Origin of the sequence: Deinococcus sp. Leaf326 (assembly GCF_001424185.1) — a bacterium.
Lineage (GTDB): Bacteria > Deinococcota > Deinococci > Deinococcales > Deinococcaceae > Deinococcus.
Genome location: NZ_LMOM01000036.1, coordinates 1 through 15,974, shown reverse-complemented (window position 1 = coordinate 15,974; position 15,974 = coordinate 1). Strand labels below are relative to the sequence as shown.

Annotated in this window: 18 protein-coding genes and 2 pseudogenes; 9 read left to right on the top strand and 11 right to left on the bottom strand. The window is 60.6% G+C overall.

Features of this window, described 5'->3' with window-relative positions:
• Window positions 1-171 precede the first annotated feature (171 nt).
• On the top strand, window positions 172-1,512 hold the full coding sequence (locus ASF71_RS12960) for a replication initiator protein A (protein WP_156372792.1): 1,341 nt from the start codon (window positions 172-174) through the stop codon (window positions 1,510-1,512).
• Window positions 1,513-1,597: 85 nt separating this feature from the next.
• On the opposite strand, the gene ASF71_RS12955 is transcribed toward ASF71_RS12960, so the two are convergent.
• Window positions 1,598-2,236, bottom strand: a complete 639-nt coding sequence (locus ASF71_RS12955) for a hypothetical protein (protein WP_156372791.1) — start codon at window positions 2,234-2,236, stop codon at window positions 1,598-1,600.
• A gap of 275 nt (window positions 2,237-2,511) precedes the next feature.
• On the opposite strand from ASF71_RS12955, the gene ASF71_RS12950 reads away from it, so the two are divergent.
• Window positions 2,512-2,862: a hypothetical protein gene (locus tag ASF71_RS12950; protein ID WP_056300792.1), complete on the top strand. Its 351-nt coding sequence runs from the start codon at window positions 2,512-2,514 to the stop codon at window positions 2,860-2,862.
• Between the two features lie 308 nt (window positions 2,863-3,170).
• On the opposite strand, the gene ASF71_RS12945 is transcribed toward ASF71_RS12950, so the two are convergent.
• Window positions 3,171-6,002, bottom strand: a complete 2,832-nt coding sequence (locus ASF71_RS12945) for a GAF domain-containing protein (protein WP_156372790.1) — start codon at window positions 6,000-6,002, stop codon at window positions 3,171-3,173.
• Window positions 6,003-6,272: 270 nt separating this feature from the next.
• On the opposite strand from ASF71_RS12945, the pseudogene ASF71_RS12940 reads away from it, so the two are divergent.
• From ASF71_RS12940 to ASF71_RS25790, 3 genes and pseudogenes are all read left to right on the top strand, one after another.
• Window positions 6,273-6,890, top strand: a pseudogene (locus ASF71_RS12940) (site-specific integrase); the annotation flags it as partial.
• Window positions 6,891-6,924: 34 nt separating this feature from the next.
• Window positions 6,925-7,190, top strand: a pseudogene (locus ASF71_RS25155) (integrase); the annotation flags it as partial.
• 99 nt (window positions 7,191-7,289) lie between these two features.
• Window positions 7,290-7,418, top strand: a complete 129-nt coding sequence (locus tag ASF71_RS25790) for a hypothetical protein (protein ID WP_369814993.1) — start codon at window positions 7,290-7,292, stop codon at window positions 7,416-7,418.
• Window positions 7,419-7,567: 149 nt separating this feature from the next.
• On the opposite strand, the gene ASF71_RS12935 is transcribed toward ASF71_RS25790, so the two are convergent.
• The 4 genes from ASF71_RS12935 to ASF71_RS22815 form a co-directional block, all read right to left on the bottom strand.
• Window positions 7,568-8,473, bottom strand: a complete 906-nt coding sequence (locus tag ASF71_RS12935) for a hypothetical protein (protein ID WP_235514433.1) — start codon at window positions 8,471-8,473, stop codon at window positions 7,568-7,570.
• Window positions 8,474-8,624: 151 nt separating this feature from the next.
• On the bottom strand, window positions 8,625-9,164 hold the full coding sequence (locus tag ASF71_RS12930; protein WP_056300782.1) for a DUF6428 family protein: 540 nt from the start codon (window positions 9,162-9,164) through the stop codon (window positions 8,625-8,627).
• A gap of 23 nt (window positions 9,165-9,187) precedes the next feature.
• Complete coding sequence (locus ASF71_RS22820) at window positions 9,188-9,649, bottom strand: arsenate reductase ArsC (protein WP_082506003.1); 462 nt, start codon at window positions 9,647-9,649, stop codon at window positions 9,188-9,190.
• Window positions 9,650-9,658: 9 nt separating this feature from the next.
• Window positions 9,659-9,979, bottom strand: a complete 321-nt coding sequence (locus ASF71_RS22815) for a helix-turn-helix transcriptional regulator (protein ID WP_082506002.1) — start codon at window positions 9,977-9,979, stop codon at window positions 9,659-9,661.
• 172 nt (window positions 9,980-10,151) lie between these two features.
• Between ASF71_RS22815 and ASF71_RS12920 the strand changes: the two genes are divergently transcribed.
• Window positions 10,152-10,481: an HNH endonuclease gene (locus tag ASF71_RS12920; RefSeq protein ID WP_082506001.1), complete on the top strand. Its 330-nt coding sequence runs from the start codon at window positions 10,152-10,154 to the stop codon at window positions 10,479-10,481.
• Window positions 10,482-10,641: 160 nt separating this feature from the next.
• Here the strand turns inward: ASF71_RS12920 and ASF71_RS12915 are convergent, their stop codons facing one another.
• From ASF71_RS12915 to ASF71_RS12895, 5 genes are all read right to left on the bottom strand, one after another.
• Window positions 10,642-11,499, bottom strand: a complete 858-nt coding sequence (locus ASF71_RS12915; protein WP_056300777.1) for an IS3 family transposase — start codon at window positions 11,497-11,499, stop codon at window positions 10,642-10,644.
• Window positions 11,496-11,795, bottom strand: a complete 300-nt coding sequence (locus ASF71_RS12910) for a transposase (protein ID WP_056300773.1) — start codon at window positions 11,793-11,795, stop codon at window positions 11,496-11,498. The genes ASF71_RS12915 and ASF71_RS12910 overlap by 4 nt, the downstream gene beginning before the upstream one ends.
• A 94-nt stretch (window positions 11,796-11,889) precedes the next feature.
• A complete protein-coding gene (locus ASF71_RS12905) occupies window positions 11,890-12,783 on the bottom strand; it encodes an NAD(P)/FAD-dependent oxidoreductase (protein ID WP_056300770.1) in 894 nt (297 codons plus the stop codon).
• Window positions 12,773-13,237 (bottom strand): Rrf2 family transcriptional regulator, encoded by a 465-nt coding sequence (locus ASF71_RS12900; protein ID WP_056300767.1) that lies wholly within the window; start codon window positions 13,235-13,237, stop codon window positions 12,773-12,775. Before ASF71_RS12900 ends, ASF71_RS12905 begins: the two co-directional genes overlap by 11 nt.
• A 76-nt stretch (window positions 13,238-13,313) precedes the next feature.
• Window positions 13,314-13,964: a bifunctional 2-polyprenyl-6-hydroxyphenol methylase/3-demethylubiquinol 3-O-methyltransferase UbiG gene (locus ASF71_RS12895; RefSeq protein WP_156372789.1), complete on the bottom strand. Its 651-nt coding sequence runs from the start codon at window positions 13,962-13,964 to the stop codon at window positions 13,314-13,316.
• A gap of 221 nt (window positions 13,965-14,185) precedes the next feature.
• Between ASF71_RS12895 and ASF71_RS25785 the strand changes: the two genes are divergently transcribed.
• The 3 genes from ASF71_RS25785 to ASF71_RS12880 are packed head-to-tail and all read left to right on the top strand — an operon-like array spanning window position 14,186 to window position 15,642.
• Window positions 14,186-14,785 (top strand): LysM peptidoglycan-binding domain-containing protein, encoded by a 600-nt coding sequence (locus ASF71_RS25785; protein WP_082505999.1) that lies wholly within the window; start codon window positions 14,186-14,188, stop codon window positions 14,783-14,785.
• Window positions 14,749-15,078 (top strand): serine hydrolase, encoded by a 330-nt coding sequence (locus tag ASF71_RS12885; RefSeq protein WP_056300757.1) that lies wholly within the window; start codon window positions 14,749-14,751, stop codon window positions 15,076-15,078. Before ASF71_RS25785 ends, ASF71_RS12885 begins: the two co-directional genes overlap by 37 nt.
• 51 nt (window positions 15,079-15,129) lie before the next feature.
• Window positions 15,130-15,642, top strand: coding sequence for a hypothetical protein (locus ASF71_RS12880; RefSeq protein ID WP_156372787.1), 513 nt, complete (start codon window positions 15,130-15,132; stop codon window positions 15,640-15,642).
• Window positions 15,643-15,974 lie beyond the last annotated feature (332 nt).

Genomic DNA, 15,974 nt, shown 5'->3' with positions numbered 1-15,974 from the left:
TCTCTGAAATTCAGCAGCACGACGGTGTTTTCTCTGATCCCTTGATGATGACATCAATGTTTTTAGTCAAATCTTTTATCAGTGAGGGCTTGAAAGGTTTTGAACAACACTCAAGAAAACAGTCCCCTCCGATCGTCTCCCTAGCTCCTCACTGATGGCTTAGAATGCGCTGTGTCCCGCAAGGCCAAGAAAACGAGCACGTTGGAGTTGACCAGTGGCAGTGAGGAACGTAATCTCAACCGCCTGTCTCTAGTGCTCGCTGCGGCCCGTGTGCCGGACACGATGACCTCGTGGGAACGCTCTTGGTCGTCTGCCGATCATCTGGGTGTCACCATTCACGTCCGGTGTGTTGCCAGCGCTGATGACGTCGTCCCACACGGGATCGACAACGACATCCTGTTTGGACTGACCAACGCCTACATCGCGGCAAATTGTCCGGAGAACAACACCGTTCAGGTGACGGCTCATCAATTGCTGTCCTACGCGGCCCTACCCATCGGTGGGCACGGGTACGCTGCGATCGTCCCCAGCCTGACGCGTCTACGCAATAGCACATACACCATTCAGGACAGCTGGTATGACCGTACAGAAGAGCGGTTCCAGTCCCTGAGTACCAGCCTCGTACAGACCTGGCGGGTCATTGACCGCCGCAAGAACCCTCTGGCCTTTGAGGCAGTGGCGTTGAGTGCCGAGGCTCTCTTTCAAGTGACACTGGATCCGGACATGGCCCGCAGCATCCGTCTCGGGTACGTCCGGCCGGTGGACCTGAACGTTCTGCGTGAACTTACGCAGCCGTTGACCCGGACCCTGTACCGCCGACTGGAAGACGAGAAGCATCCTGTCGACCGGCCCGTTCAGACGATCTTCCAGACGGCTCTTTTGCCTTGGGCGACTCGCCTGGGCATCAACGGCCGGCCAGACACGATCCGGCGAGCACTCGAGGCGCCGCACCGGCAACTGATTGACTGCGGTTTCCTACAGGACGTGCACTATTTGGGTCGGGGTAAAGCCCAGCAGATACAGTATGTGTTCGCGCAGAGTCTGCGTCCTCCTGCCCGCCCGGAGGCGGTCGCTGCGCTCACCAGCCGCCGCATCACACAGGGCGCAGCTCTGAAATATGCCGCAGAATACGGCCTTGATGCCGTCCAGCGAGCAGTGCGCCGCTTCGATGAACTGCTCGCAGCAGGGTACAAAGCCAAAAGTGCCAGTGGCTTGCTGGTCGACATCCTGCGTGATCCCCAGAAGTATCAGGTAATCGACTCCCTGCCGACTCCGGTGACGCGCTCGTCTACTGTAGCGGTGCCCGTCGAGCCGGAGGTTGCCGAGACGTTGCTGGAACGCAGTCTCCACACCGCCCGCTTTCTTCTCAGGAAAGTGACTCTTCCGGACGCGGTCAAGGATCAGGCAGCGGAGCTATACCTACAGGGCCACGTGACAGCTGCCCAGCTCGCCGGGCTAGGCACGGATGAAGACGCAATCCGGACGGTCCTAACGTGGAAGGAGGAGACCTAGCGCTCTCCCTCCCCTTAGTTGGCGCTGTCCACGGGTGCAGGAGGCGGGGCGCGCTTTCCTGGCTCACTCCAGAATCGCCGTCGTCCTAAAGCATCTGGCCGTCAAGATCAGCAGCGAGAATGCGGTCAATGTGGAAAGCACCAGGCCGCCCATCAGCAGCGGCCAGAAAGACTGACTGGCCATCACCACCGCCGGAAACAGGAGGATGCTGGGTGCCAGGGCGAGCAGCTGGGCCGGGCCCCCATTGACTCCGGCGCTCATGTCCAAGCTGGCCGAGTAAAGAAGGGACGCACTCAGCATGACGGCAGACGGCAGCCGACCAGAAGGTCATGCTCAGAGGCAAGGCTGCCAGCATCCAGAGAAGCGGGGAAGAGATCTGGACGTGCAGCGCAAAGATCTGGCTGATCAGGGCCCAGGTGCCGCTCAGTGCCGCGCCGCACAGGCCCCAGCACAGCAGGGTCAACAGGACTGCCGCTCCCAAGTAGGCGCGGAAGATCCTTGCTTTGCCGAGCGGGGTTGTCAGGAGAGCTTCCAGAATGCCTCCTCTGATGTCCTCACTCACGATGCTAGGCGTGATCATCATGGCCAGCAGAGTACACAAAAGTGAGAGGAGCACCGGACTCACGGCGACCATGAAGGTATTAACTTCCAGCACCTGCCCCTGACTGACGACCCTTGCCAATGTCATAACACTGGCGGGGAGATCCTCAGGGAGCCCGTTCACGCCGGACTGTACGAGGAGTGTTCCGGCACCCAGCAAGATGCCACTCAGCAGGGCCAGCCCGGCCACACTCCGGCCCTGCTGCCACCACGCCCGCGTCGTGATGAGGACAGTCAGGTGGGAAGCGGAAGTCATGAGGCCTCCAGCGCGCGATAGCTCAGGCTGGAGTCTATGTCTGCAGGCGAGAGGTCTACGGCCCCGCTTCGCTTTGGGAAAGAGGACGGACGACAAGGTGTCTGGGCAGTGTCCTCTCACGCGCGGCGTCCTACCCTGAGGCCATGTCTCAGACCCTCACCTTGACGGCCTCTACTCCGGCCGGGGCCGTGCTCGATATCACTCAGTACAGCGCGACCTACCGTCTCACGGGTCGTGCCGCAGGAGGGCAGGTCTTCTTGTTTGATCTGTCGCCGGCCTACAGTCTTCAGTTCGAAACGCTGATTCGTGTGGCTGCGGCAGGTGGCGAGGGCAGCGTGATGGTCAAGCCCTGGCAGTCTGCCGTCAGTAGTACGCGGGGCGTTTTGACCGTCACCGCTTCTCAACCGGGAGAGACCCCACCGCAGGTCAACTGGACTCTGGAACGAGAAGCGGCGAGAGAACTTGCGGCCTGGATCGCAGGCGAGGAGAGCTGAGCTTCCTTCTATTGGAGAGCACCGCTGGTGCGTCCATGTCCACGAGTAGTATCCCCACCTGATCTTTAGAACACTCACTGTCCGCCGGTGACTTCTTCAGGCTTACCGGCGTTTGCTTCAACACCCATCCAGCCTGTGCCTCGGCTAACTACGCGTAGGTTTCGGTCAATGACCGGAAGAAGAGACATCTATTCCACGGCAAGGACACGCGCAGGTACTGCCAACCCTAGTCGCTACGTTCGTAACTTCCGCCTTCAGACGAAGAATACCAAGCCCATTGCCCCCTGGTATGCGTCGACCTCCCCTGTTTATCTGGGGAGCGAGAATCCGAAGGTGGCCCCTTCGCCGAGTCGGCCTTCTGCCCACACGCGGCCGCCATGCCGGGTCACGATCCGCCGCACCGTTGCCAGCCCAATCCCAGTCCCAATGAACTCCTGCTGGGTGTGGAGCCGCTGAAACGCGCCAAAGAGCTTGTCCGCATAGTGAGGGTCGAACCCCACGCCATTGTCTTGCACGAACAGCGCAGTTTCCTGCTCGCCCTGCTCGGTCCAGATCCGGATTCGAGGGAGCTGCTCCTTATGGTGGTATTTCACCGCGTTGCTGATCAGGTTGGTCACGACCTCCTGCAGCAAGACCGGATCGGCCACGACGGTCGGGAGGTCCTCCACCTGCCATTCCACGAGTTGTTGCGGAAACTCCAGCCGCACGTCCTGTTGTGCCTGGTGCACCAGCATCGAGAGCGCGACAGGTCGCACGTTCAACTCTGCGCGCCCCGCTTGCGAGAGGGCCAGCAGCGCATCGATCATCGCATTCATCCGGTCCGCCGCCTCTGCGACGATCCCCAGATGACGAACAGCTTTGGTGATGTCGTTTTGTTCCAAAGCCCGCAGAGCCATCGTGACAAAGCCCTTGACGTGACGTACCGGTGTCCGGAGGTCGTGCGAAGCGCTGTACCCGAAAGCCTCGAGTTCCTGATTCGCGACGGACAGGTCGTTATGACTCTGTTCCAGTTGCGCGGTGCGTTCAGCCAGGACCTGAATGCCCCGAGCACGTTCCAAAGCCAGCTTCAGGCTCTGAATTACACTGGTCAGCATCGCGCGGTCCGCAGCCTGCCAGACGTAGGGGGTATACGTCGTGAAATCCATGACCCCTCGAATCTGGTCGCCCTCCCATACGGGGAGAAGGGCTGTGGACTGAGCCGGTTGTTCCAGCGCTGGGGCAACGTCCTGGCCCGTGGGGTAGCGGTCATAATAGATCGGCTCACCCGTGCGCCAAGCGTGATCGAGGCTGGTGGTTCGTCCTACGGGGAGGCCCGCGTCAATGAACGCCTGCAGAGCTGAGGGCAGCGGGCCCCCGGCACTGACTCGCTGGAACCAGAGGCCCGCCTCCAGTTCCCAGTACCCAGCACGTCCTGAGGGGAGAAGGCCCAGGACGACTTCCTGGGCTTGCAGAATCAGCGAGAAGGGATCCTGTTCGACATTCAGTCCAGCAGTGAGCACGGCGAAGGCCTCAAGCGCCTGGACACGACGTTCGGCCTCATCCGTCCGAGTTTGCAATTGGGCAGCCGTGATCGCCCGCTCCACTGCCAGGCCCAAACTGTAGACCACCGATTCCAGGACGGCCTGATCCGGACGCGACCAATAGCGCACTTTTCCGAAGAGCACGACGGCGAACACCCCACGCACTTGCCCATTGACCAGGACCGGTAACGTGGCTGACGCTCCCAGATGAGCCACCAGGCCATCGAGGTTATCAGTGTCCTTTGCGTATTGATCCTGGTAGTACGGCTGACGACTCTCGTAGGGAATGAGGAGATTCTTCGCTTCATGGTAGGGGAGTCCCCTATCCGCAGCGGCTTGTAAGCCTTCACTCCGTAAGTCCCCCGTCTGGCCCCGGAGGACCCACCGATCCCCCTGCGGTTCAAAGTAGAGCGCGTAGCCTTCAGGGAGGAGAGTGAGAGCGACTGTCTGCGCCAGTTGGATCAGGATGTAGGGATCCGTTTCCAGGCTCAGATCGCGGGTCAGCTCTGCGAAGTTCTCCAGAGCACGGTTGCGGGCATCGAGTTCTGCACTCTGACGGGCTTGACGCTCCACCTGAGCCGCTCGCTCTAGGGCTAGATTCAAGCTCCTTCCGACCGCACGGACCAGCGCTTGATCCGGCTCAGTCCACTTCTGGGCATCTTTCAGGCCAATCAGCAGGAGCGACTGGATGTCCCCGTCGATCAGTAACGGATAGGCAGCCCCTGCTCCATAAGACTCGGAATGGGCAATCTCCTGCTGTGCGGAATTCCAGGCACCTATACAGACCAATGTTCGCGTCTCAAGTGCCTGACGAATGAGCGGCGTACTCCCTGGCAGACCGGCCGTGATGCCCTGCACCAAGGAGGGGGCCATGTCTTCACTCCAGAGTTGCGCCTTCCAGAGATCGCCGTCGGGGGTGTAATAAGCGGTGCTTATACCGGGAAAGCGGCCACGCAACAAGGTCATGGCTTGACGAGCGAGTTGCAAGAAATCTGTTTCTGTTCCAATTGCTTCTGTAAAAGCAATGAACGCATCGCTCGCGTGGACATTGGCCTGAAGATGCTGTGTACGTTCCTTGACCTGGCGTTGTAGGTCAGCCAGGAGCTGAGTACGGCCGAGAGCGGTGGCACTCTGAGCGGCGAGGGTGCGCAGGAAGCGAATTTCTTTTGGCGTGAACTGGTGCGGTTCCTTGAAATCGAGGATCAAGGCTCCCAGCGGCTGCTCGTCGAGAAACATCGGGAGGACGGCCGTGGCGACAGCCGCCACTCCACCGGTGCGAGCTTCAAGGTCTGGATAGGCCTGCACGAGGTCACCCGGATGTTCAAAGAAGAGGGATTGGTGCCGCCGTAGGGCATCGCTGGCCGGCAGGATATCGTCTAGGACGCCCTCCTGCCAGAGAGACGGCTGGCCCTGCGTGTTCCCTTGGGCCGCAGCCAGGTCCAGTCGGTCACCAGCCGAGTTGACGAGCAAGATGGCTCCAGCAAGGGCACCCAGGGCATCGAGTGCAGGAGCTAGGACCACACGAAACACCGCCTCAGGAGTGTGAACGGCTGCGAGAGCTTCAGTGACTTCTTGCAGTCGCTCACTCAAGGAAGGCGAGGAGGTGTGGGAGACGGACATAACGCCAAACATACTGTTGGGGTGAGCCTGTCGCGCCTTTTTCAGTTCACAGAACAGTTAGCGATAGGAAAGCCGGGACCGGGTCGAAGTAAGTCCAAGCGAAGATCAACAGGCCGATGGCCCCTAAAAGGCCCCAGGGGACATAGACGCACCGCACGAGCCGGACGCCGGTGCGTGGGGGGAGGGTCGGGTCAGGGGTCAGGCACATGTCTCATAGTGGGGCCTGTAAAAGATTGGCCCTACACATAGGCTGGGGGTCTTCCTCCCCCCATGACCCTCGTCCGCCCTACTACCGCGTTAGCCTGGTCGGATCTCACCGACCAAGCGTTACGGGTCCGCGCCACGGAAGCCGCAGCCACTTACGACACCCAGGCACTCACCCAAGTCCTCACCGCCTACCTCCATGCCGGGAGCAAGAAGGGCGCTCGCACCAGTCCCAAGACGGTCGCCGCTTACCAACTTGCCGTGCGCACCTTCGTCCCCTGGGCTCAGAGGAGTGGAATGCAACTCCTCCGTCCGGGGCACCGGGATGGCGGCCGTTACCTCGCTCACCTCCAGACCTCGCCGGGGCGTGGCGGGGTCGGTCACCTTTCGCCTGCCTCGGTCGCCCAGTACTTCGCTGGAGCACGAGCGCTCTACCGTGCCCTGAGGTGGGCCGGCGTCACCCAGCTCGATCCGTTCACCGATACTTCCGCACCTGCCGACCCGACGCCCGGCATCGTCAAGAATCCTCCCTACCTCGAAGAGATCGAGCGCGTCTTGCCCCACTGCACCCCGAAGCTCGCTGCGTTGCTTCTCCTCTGCGCGCACTCCGGTCTCCGGGTGAGTGAAGCGCTTGCGGTGCGTCCGTCCGACGTGCAGGGTCGGGATCTGACCGTCCGTGGCAAGNTTGCTTCTCCTCTGCGCGCACTCCGGTCTCCGGGTGAGTGAAGCGCTTGCGGTGCGTCCGTCCGACGTGCAGGGTCGGGATCTGACCGTCCGTGGCAAGGGGGGCAAGGTCCGGGTGGTTCCACTCGGGCGCCGCGTGCGCGAGGCGTTGATGGGACTCCCGCAAGAGGGGGCGTACTTCGAGGGCCTGATCTACAACACGGCCGCCCGCCAACTGCGCCGCGCCTTCGAGCGTGCGGGTCTCCCTGGTCGCTTCCGGGGCTTCCACGCCGCGCGCAAAACATCGGGCACGATGCTCTANACAACACGGCCGCCCGCCAACTGCGCCGCGCCTTCGAGCGTGCGGGTCTCCCTGGTCGCTTCCGGGGCTTCCACGCCGCGCGCAAAACATCGGGCACGATGCTCTATGAAGCGACGGGCGATTTCACCCGAGTGAGTCTCTTCCTCGGTCATGCGTCGGTCGACACCACCCGCCGATATGTCGCGGTCAGGCGCAACGACGTCGCTGCGGAGGTCGAAGACTTCTAACTGATCACTCTGGGTCAACGCGGCAGACCAGGAGCAGGCCTCGAATCAGAAGTCCGTCGCTCGCCACAACAGTCGAAAAAAAGCCCCACGGCATGGGGCGTTTGAAATTTCCATTTCGAGCTCCAGAGCTCATATACCTTCATTCGCGCCTAAAGCTCTTCAAGCCAGACGTGTCCAGGTTGAGTCAGCGTCAAAGTCTTCTTCAGCCATTCTAAAGACGTTGCGCTCAGGCTGGGCCGTACCCGATCGAAATCCGCCTGGTCTTTGTCCCGAATCTTCCGGCCAACTGATGCCGCCTTGAACAGCAGGACAACCTCTGACGCCAGATACGGCCAGCCTTGGCGACTCCACTGACGAGCTCGACTCAGGGGCAACGTGATTTGAGGATCGCGCCGGTAGCGCCAGGTCCCCTCGCTCAGGTCGCTCAGCAGCAAATCCACCAATAAGATGCCCTGAAGCTCCGGATGCCGAGCGTGGATCTGGTGCTGTGATGGATACAGATGCCCTCTATAGGGCTGGTAGACCCCATCCGTCGGTACATCCAAGCGCCAGTCTTTCAGCAGACGAATCACCTCTTCCTGAGCGGACCTATCCAGGATGATATCGAGATCGTCGTGTGGCCGTGCGACTCGCCCGAGATGCAGGTCAAGGGCCATCCCCGCAGCGAACATCCATGGTGTGGTCAGCGAGGAGAGCGTGGTGGCCAGGTCTGCCAGAGGTTGTAGCCCGATGGTCCGTTCATAGTGACTGAGCGCGGCCGGCAAGAATGTCTTGTCCGCGGAGATGCGCCCATCCCGTTGAAATACCTGTCGGTAGACCTGCGCGGCGGCGGGCTCCTCTCGGAGCCACGTCGACAACGCGGCTTGATTGGCTCGCCAGCCACTGCCATGAATACAGATCACCAAGCGCCAACCTCCAGGGTGAGACCAGGTCAGGGCATCGAGAGAGAGGTAGCCGAGACGGGTCAGGAGGTGCTGCTGTGTAGGGGTAGGCACTTCGGGGAGAAGGTCGAGATGGAGTTCAGGGAGGTCGAGGTCTGCCAGAGCGGGCAGCACGCCTGGTCCCCCTGGAGCAAGGTGAAAGACGCCTTCTGGGCCGGAACGATCGAGGAAATCCCCAAGGGTGAGGCGGAGGGCTTGTGCCGCCTGATTCAGATCTGGCATCCCTAGAGCGAATCACAGGAAGGCGCTTGCCCGCATACGCTATTCAGCTCAGAGAGATCGGGGCTTGAGGTCCGCAACAGCCAGAGTCTGGCGCGCAGGTTTCCCCTGACGCTTCTGTGGGGATGCCGCACTTCTCTCCTGCCTTGCACTGCACGGCTGGAGGGCGGAGATGAACCATGATGCGGTCGGTGCGGCTCTCGATGTGAGTCACCCCGTACTGTAGAGCTGGCGCTGCCGCAGTCCCATACTCGAACCGGATCTGCGCCTCATCCCGCACGGGTACACGCTTTACCACGCGGTTATAGATCGCCAGGAACTTTCGGTTGGTCATGAAGCCCCCCTTCGCTTCTTCCACCGACCCGTCCATCAGCTGAATGACTGTCTCCCGCCAGGAAGAGGCCTGCCCCCCACAGTCCATCGCTTCGATCATTACGGCTTTCACCTCAGTGACGTGATACCCGGCGGGTACCAACACCTCACCATAGAGATGAAACTCCAGAGGTCGCTGGGGAGGTGTCCGGAGCGCAGAGATGACGTGTTGCGTGGTGCTCTGGTCATGGAGACCAGGAATCGTCTGAGTCATGCTGAATCTCCTTGCACGGCGACTTACGCCACCTGGACGGGGGGACTGTCTTCGTAACTCTCGGGGGCGGGGCGCCCCTGCTGAAGAGCCTGCACAAACACCGTGAACTGGGCGGCGAGTTGGTCGCGCACAGCGCGCCAGCGGCCGAGGCTCCCACCGCTGGGATCGACGAACGGGTAATGCCGCCGATGGGTCTGTCCGGGGTAGACTGGACAGGCCTCGGCAGCACTGTCACAGACAGTCACGACATAGTCGAAGTGCTGCGGATCAGGGACGTCATAGAGGGTCTTGCTGTGATGCGCCTCCAGACTCAGGCCGAGTTCCTGCATGACGGTGTTGGCCTCGTCCTTGACGCGGGTCGCTTCCGTGCCTGCGGAGTGGACATCAAGATCCAGTCCGGCTTGCCGCGCCGCCTCGCGAGTGAGGGCTTCGGCCATCTGGGAGCGGGCGGAGTTATGCGTACAGAGAATAAGCACCCGGGGCATATCGTTACGCTAACACACCGATTTAGGTTGATGTATCAGGGTAGGATGCTCGGGGAAGAGATCAGTGAGAAGCTGTCCCCCCAGGAGGAAAAGTGGGGTGGTCTGAAGGGTGTAATACGTGTTTTTTCCACGCTGTTCGGAGATAACGAGGCCAGCTTCCTTGAGAATGCCCAGATGGTACGACACCTTGGACTGCGGAAGGCCAAGCAGGTCCTCGAGATCACAGACGCAGCGTTCGCCCTCAGCCATGTGCCGGATTAGAGCGTACCGAGTGTCCTGGGCGAGCACTTTGAGCTGATCAAGGACAGTAGGAGCAGGGTAAGGAGCCATATATCTATTCTATTGATTGTATTCGGTGGCTTGGCACGAAGGGCGGGCGGAGGGCCTGATGGCTTCTCTTCAAGAAAAATCCCCTTTCCTTCCACCCCAGATACCGCATAAAAAGCGCCACCCCTTCGCATCGAGGCGGGTTTAAGGCATAGACGTTCAAGCACAATGACGCATGCGCCGGCGGAAGCGATATGCCACACAGAAAGATCAGATCACGGGCAAGCAGGTTCTGGCTCACCGCCTCATTGCCGCCGAACGCCTTGGTCGCCCCCTCCTCCCAGGCGAGATCGTTCACCACCGTGACGGCGACAGCACCAACAATCACCCTGACAACCTGCTGGTCCTGCCTTCCCAGGCCTATCACGCGCACGTCGAGCATCACCTCCGCTGTGAGAAGCGTGGCATGGCGTTCCTCTTCCCTGACTTCCTCCAAGGCGTCAAGGAAGGGCGTAAGGGTACTCTCTTCGATGGCATTTTGCCGATCCAGACGAAGAAGGCTTGAATGCGGTGGATAGAGTTGACTGAGCCTGCATAACCGGCTATATTAGAGAAATCAAGGCGACCTCCGGGTCGCCTTTTCTACGTTCAACTCCAGTGGTTTCAGCGTCCCGCATGGGCTTTAAGCTCTGGAGTGAACCCAATTGAGCGGACCGCAGGGCAAGTCACGTCTGAGCAGCAGTGTAGCGGGCGGCGAACTCGGCGGGTGGAACGTACCCCAGGCTGGAGTGCAATCGGCGGCGGTTGTACAGGTCCGCAATAAAAATAAAGAATTCAATGTGACGCCGGGCGTCGTCCAGATCGACGTATTCTTGCAGATCGACCTCCTCGGCCTTCAGGGTCTTGTAGAAGCTCTCCATCTTGGCGTTGTCGTAGGGATTGCCCGTTCTGGACATGCTGGGCGTGATGATCGCGGACCGCAAGCGGTCCACGTACACCCGGCTGGCATATTGCACCCCCTGGTCCGAATGATGCAGAAGCCCTGGGGCTGGACAACGCGCGACCAGCGCGTTGTTCAAGGCCGCCAGTGGCAAGTCCGCGTCGAGGAACCTGGACATGGACCAGCCGACCACCTCCCGGGTGAAGCCGTCCAGAACGCAGGCCAGGTAGACAAAGCCCTGCTGAACCCGCACATACGTCAGATCGGCCTGCCACACTTGATCCGGTCGTGTCGGAACGACTTCGCGCAGCAGGTTCGGAAAGCGCGTCTCACTGTGGTTCGAGTTCGTCGTGGCCCGATAGCGACGTTTGGGGCGACACAGCAAGCGGCGTTCCCGCATGACCCGCAGCACCCGGTTGTGGTTGGCCGGGCGGCCTCGCCGGGCCAGCTCACGTGTCACCCGCCGATACCCGTAGCCGACGAACTCCTCTACCACGGCTTCAATGTCGTCTACCAAGGCCTGGTCGGGGTCCACCTCCTCCCCGTGCTGCTGTTGAGAGAACCACGAGCGGCTCACCCCATGCAGCTCATACAGGCGACGTACCGACACCTCCGGATGCGCGGAGCGCGCATCCGCAATCATTTGGTGCCTGGTCTCGAGCGGTACGTCGCCAACGACTTTTTTAGAATCGTGTTCTCCAGCGACAACTGCCCGCAGAACCGCTCCAGCTCGGCAATACGCTGTTCCAGCGACGGGTCGGGTTTGGCCTGATCCGTGAACGCCGCTTCCCCACGGGCCTCGACCTCTTTACGCCAACGATGAATCAGGCTGGGTGAGAGGGAGTGTTCCCGGCAGAGCTGGGCGGTCGTCTTTTGACCCCCGTTGACTTGGTTCACGATGTCGAGCTTGAACTCGCGGCTGTGGATGCGTCCGGGCATAGGGGCTCCTTCGGTGCCGTCAGCCTACGGGCTGACGAGTGCGAAGTGCCTTGCCTCCTGGTCCGCTCCTGGGGGGTCAGTCCACTCTGACCTCTTACATGATCATGGACCGATGAGCACTTAGAGCTGCTGTCACTCCATCCGTGTTAGCCCAAGTGATGGTGTGTGCCGTGCGCGTGATATCTCCTGCTGCGAAGACGCCGGGGACGGTAGTCTCTTTCATCTCATTGACCCGGATGACTTTCCCAAACGCACCGTCCTCAAGTTCACACCCGAGCTGTTGGGCGATATCGCTGTTCAGGTGGGTACGAGAGCCAAGATACAGAGCGGCAATTGGCACTCTTCTCCCACCCTCAAGTTCCAAGCTAGAGAGGGTTTTCTCTGCGCCATGCAGGACTTCGATGCGTGCGGGTTCGATTTCTACCCCACGCGCCTCGAGTTTCGCACGCGACTCTGGGTCGGGCCCGGGATGACCGTTGAGATAAAGGGTCGTCGGACCCCACTCAGCGATCAGCAGCGACTGGTGGAATGACATCGGCGAGGTATACAGCACCCCCAAACGCTGACTAGCAAATTCATAGCCGTGACAGTAGGGACAGTGCAGAACGGAATGGCCCCATCGTTCCCCCAGTCCTGGAAGGTCGGGCAGCTCGTCGCGCACACCGAAGGCGAGAATCAGAAGATGACTGCTCATGACCTCCCCCGTCGCCAACGTAATACTGAATCCGCTTTCCTCTCGGGTGGCGCTGACGGCCTGGCCATCCTTGAGGCTAACCGTCGGATAGGCTGCAACCTGTGAGCGCGCGGTATTCAGGATGTCCCGGGGTGACTGGCCATCCTGAGTCAAGAAGCCATGCGCCTGCGACGCGAAGCGGTTGCGGGGGGAATGGGTATCGAGAACGCAGACGGAACGACGCGTCCGAGCGATGTACAGAGCGGCCGAGAGGCCAGCAAAACTTCCGCCGACGATGATGACGTCATGATGCATGTGTGATCTCCAGTGGCTCAGGAGGCTGACCTGTTGGGGTACGGCGACGGATATCTGTCCGTAGATCGGCCAGGGTCACTTCACCCAAGCGCGCAAGGAGCTGGTTTTCCGCATCCTGAAAAGCCTGATTGAGCGCCGCATTGACCGCCTGTTCCACCAGACAGCCAGGCGCTTCAGTGCGGTTCCCGATAGCCAGCAGCGAGGGGGAGCCCAGCGCGGTATACACGTCGTTCAAAGTGATGGTGGCGAGGTCGCAGGCCAGGGTCCACCCACCCCCATGTCCCTTTTCGGAGTGGACGTAGCCGCGTTCACGTAAACCCGACATGATGCGCCGGACAATCACAGGATTGGTGTCCATCGCTTTGGCAAGCAGTTCGGAGGTGAGCGGCTTGGGCTGATCCGCCATATGCAGCAGGATGTGCAGGATCCCGGACAAGCGACTGTCACGTTTCATGGAACCCATTGTGTTTCGTGAGCACCAGAGGAGCAAGCTGGAGGAGGAGAGCGCATGGGCACTACAGCGATCTTGGTCAGTACCCGCTTTTGCGTCGGAGCGCAATAATGTTGTCGGTGACCACGCCAGTCTCGCCGTTCGGTCCTTTCATCTCCGTGACCTCGCGTTCTGGAGCGCCGAGAAACAGCGTGTCCCACTGATCGAGATTCAGATCAAGAGTGGCAAGCGCCTGCTGTGGGGTAGGGAACTGCTTCATCTGAGGCGCCCAAGATGGAGAAGAGGCGTGCTCGATGATGAGCAGCACGCCGCCTGGCTGTACGGCTCTGGCGGCCTTTCTCAGAACGGTGTCGCGTGGGAAGGCGACGGGTGACTGAAGGTACAGGGCATAGACGAACGAGAACTGACCTTCCGGGAAGGTGTATTCCATGTCGTGTTGCTGAAAGTCGATGCGCTCTGCAACGCCTGCGTCTGCTACATGCTGGGCTGCCCGGGTGAGGGCCGTGGTCGAGATATCGACACCCGTGACCTGCCAGCCCTGCTGGGCGAGCCAGACGGAGCTGTTGCCCTCACTACAGCCGAGATCAAGGGCGGTGCTTGTGGGAAGAGTTTCGGACCAGCGTGCCATGAGGGCATTGGGTCGTCCGGTCCAGGGTTTGGGGGTGTTTTGGTAACGGGCTTCCCAATACTGTTCAGCTTCACTGCGGTCTGATGGGGTGGATTCGGTCATAGCACGGCTCCTATAAAGCGCAGTAGAGACAAGGAGTCTATATCGCAACTTAAATTGTTGCATGATGGTGTAGAGCCGTCAACAGGCATCTATGGCGCGCCAAGCCGTCGGCGGAAGACGGAAAGGGCGGGGAGACGTCCTCCTTGCGCGGCATACCCCAGTAACTGCCACTTGAGGAAATTAACGTGCTGGTGAAGAGAAAGGGCATATCGAACAGCTGAATGTCGTCGCCGAAAATCCCATCGCCTCAGTTGAGCTCTCCGGTCTGTTTCTGTTGGACGTTCGGTGGCAACGATACGTCTACAGCGCATCTCCAGCCGTTGACCACAGCGGTCAATTCTGCCCTACCGGCCCACTGCCCCACTTATCTTGAAAGCAGAATGGCGCTGACTTTCAACCGAACGAGGATCTACGGCTTTCTCCTGGCGAGCCTTCTGCTAAACAGCGCGCTGGCGACGTCGCCGATCGCGCCTCCTGCCAGGACCACGGCGGCCACGTATCTGGTCCAGGCCGGCGATACCCTCAGCCGCATTTCCCGCCAGACAGGTATCCCTGTGTCTGAGCTTCAGCGCCTGAACGGCCTGACCACCACGGTCCTGCACGTCGGTCAGATCTTGCAGCTTGGGCCACAGCCGTTGGCAACTGGGAGTGTTGGCGTCCCCACATCGGCCGTCTGTGGACCCGCCGTGACCGCCCCGCTCCCGCCCCTTCCTCTGCCAGCCATGGTCTCCGGCAAGGTCAGTTTCTACGCCGCGATATACGCGATCTCAAGACAGCCGCGCCTGTGCGGGCCTACGCCATCGGTCCGGTCAACCGGGTGATGCCGCTCGCCAGCGCCTACAAAACGGCAGTGCTCTGGGCCACACTGCGCGACATCGAGGCTGGTCGGTTGACACTGAACACGCCACTGGCGACGACCGAAGCCAACCGTTCCATCGAGTTTTACAGCAAGGGCGCCAACACCGTGCGGCATCTTTTACAGGCTGCCATCAAAGAGAGCGAGAACATGGCTGCGGACATCCTGCACCGGACCGTCGGGACGGAACGCATCGCCTCCCTGGTGGCAGAACGCAGCCCCTGCACCCAGACCCTGGTAACAACCAAAGCCCTATGAGGCGCGCAGGCCGGTCTGTTTCCCGAACTGATTCCGCCCACCAGCCGGGACGTGATGCTGAGTGCGGCGCAACAGTACCAGGCGTTGCCCCTCGAGGAAAGAATTGCTTTCGCCAGCCAACTGAATACCCGGAGTCTGCAGGTCACTGGACCAGCTGTAGAACGCTCCCTCGACGTGTATTTCAAAGGACTCAACTATGACGCGGCGCTGAACACCGCGCTGCAGAATATCAGCACCGCGCATGGGTACGCCGACTTTCTGGCCTACCTTCATCTCAAAGGCGGGCTGAATCCTCAGAGCAACACTCTGATGCGGGCCCTGCTCAGCGACGGGTGCTGCCGTGACAAGGCCGCACCGTTCAAGTACACGTACTGGGGCGCCAAAGCCGGCAGTGGCTGGCGCCTGCTGACCCTGACAGGCGTGGTCCAGCTTCCAAATGGACGCCTCATGGCTTATGCGTACCTGAACCACGAAAGTCAGACCTTCGATTCCATTGACATCGAGCGCCAGATCCGTCCGTTAATGTCCTGGTTGGTTCCTGTGCTGGGTGAGTTGGAGCGGTAGCTCGTGCGTCATGGCGCGGTGATACGGGGTCGGCATCGACGAGCTGATAGGGTGTCCAACTCGTCGAGCTCGTACGAGTAGCATAGGAAATAGCCCTGTATTCCCCTAAACTCTCCCTGTTGATACTAGCTGTACTTCGGGGAATATTCAGGGAGAGGGTCTTGGTCAGCATCTGCGATGCTGACCTTCTTGTTAAAGCCTTCCCGACGCCCGCAGTGGAGCCGGCACTTCCCGACTTGGTTTTCTCCGTTCCTCACGTGTTTTCGCCACCAAGCCCAGCAGCGCTGGGCCCCGGTGTACGTGCAAGGTCTGTGTAGCCCTGCCCAACGGAA

What these genes read in the sequence shown, in the direction of transcription:
- ASF71_RS12930 (WP_056300782.1), bottom strand. Translation starts at nt 9,164, where the DNA reads ATGACTCAGACGATTCCTGGTCTCCATGACCAGAGCACCACGCAACAC.
- ASF71_RS25785 (WP_082505999.1), top strand. Translation starts at nt 14,186, where the DNA reads ATGTCGTCGCCGAAAATCCCATCGCCTCAGTTGAGCTCTCCGGTCTGT.
- ASF71_RS12910 (WP_056300773.1), bottom strand. Translation starts at nt 11,795, where the DNA reads ATGCCCGGACGCATCCACAGCCGCGAGTTCAAGCTCGACATCGTGAAC.
- ASF71_RS12950 (WP_056300792.1), top strand. Translation starts at nt 2,512, where the DNA reads ATGTCTCAGACCCTCACCTTGACGGCCTCTACTCCGGCCGGGGCCGTG.
- ASF71_RS22820 (WP_082506003.1), bottom strand. Translation starts at nt 9,649, where the DNA reads ATGCCCCGGGTGCTTATTCTCTGTACGCATAACTCCGCCCGCTCCCAG.
- ASF71_RS12900 (WP_056300767.1), bottom strand. Translation starts at nt 13,237, where the DNA reads ATGAAACGTGACAGTCGCTTGTCCGGGATCCTGCACATCCTGCTGCAT.
- ASF71_RS12895 (WP_156372789.1), bottom strand. Translation starts at nt 13,964, where the DNA reads ATGACCGAATCCACCCCATCAGACCGCAGTGAAGCTGAACAGTATTGG.
- ASF71_RS12905 (WP_056300770.1), bottom strand. Translation starts at nt 12,783, where the DNA reads ATGCATCATGACGTCATCATCGTCGGCGGAAGTTTTGCTGGCCTCTCG.
- ASF71_RS12945 (WP_156372790.1), bottom strand. Translation starts at nt 6,002, where the DNA reads ATGTCCGTCTCCCACACCTCCTCGCCTTCCTTGAGTGAGCGACTGCAA.
- ASF71_RS22815 (WP_082506002.1), bottom strand. Translation starts at nt 9,979, where the DNA reads ATGGCTCCTTACCCTGCTCCTACTGTCCTTGATCAGCTCAAAGTGCTC.
- ASF71_RS12915 (WP_056300777.1), bottom strand. Translation starts at nt 11,499, where the DNA reads ATGATTGCGGATGCGCGCTCCGCGCATCCGGAGGTGTCGGTACGTCGC.
- ASF71_RS12920 (WP_082506001.1), top strand. Translation starts at nt 10,152, where the DNA reads ATGCGCCGGCGGAAGCGATATGCCACACAGAAAGATCAGATCACGGGC.
- ASF71_RS25790 (WP_369814993.1), top strand. Translation starts at nt 7,290, where the DNA reads ATGCTCTATGAAGCGACGGGCGATTTCACCCGAGTGAGTCTCTTCCTC.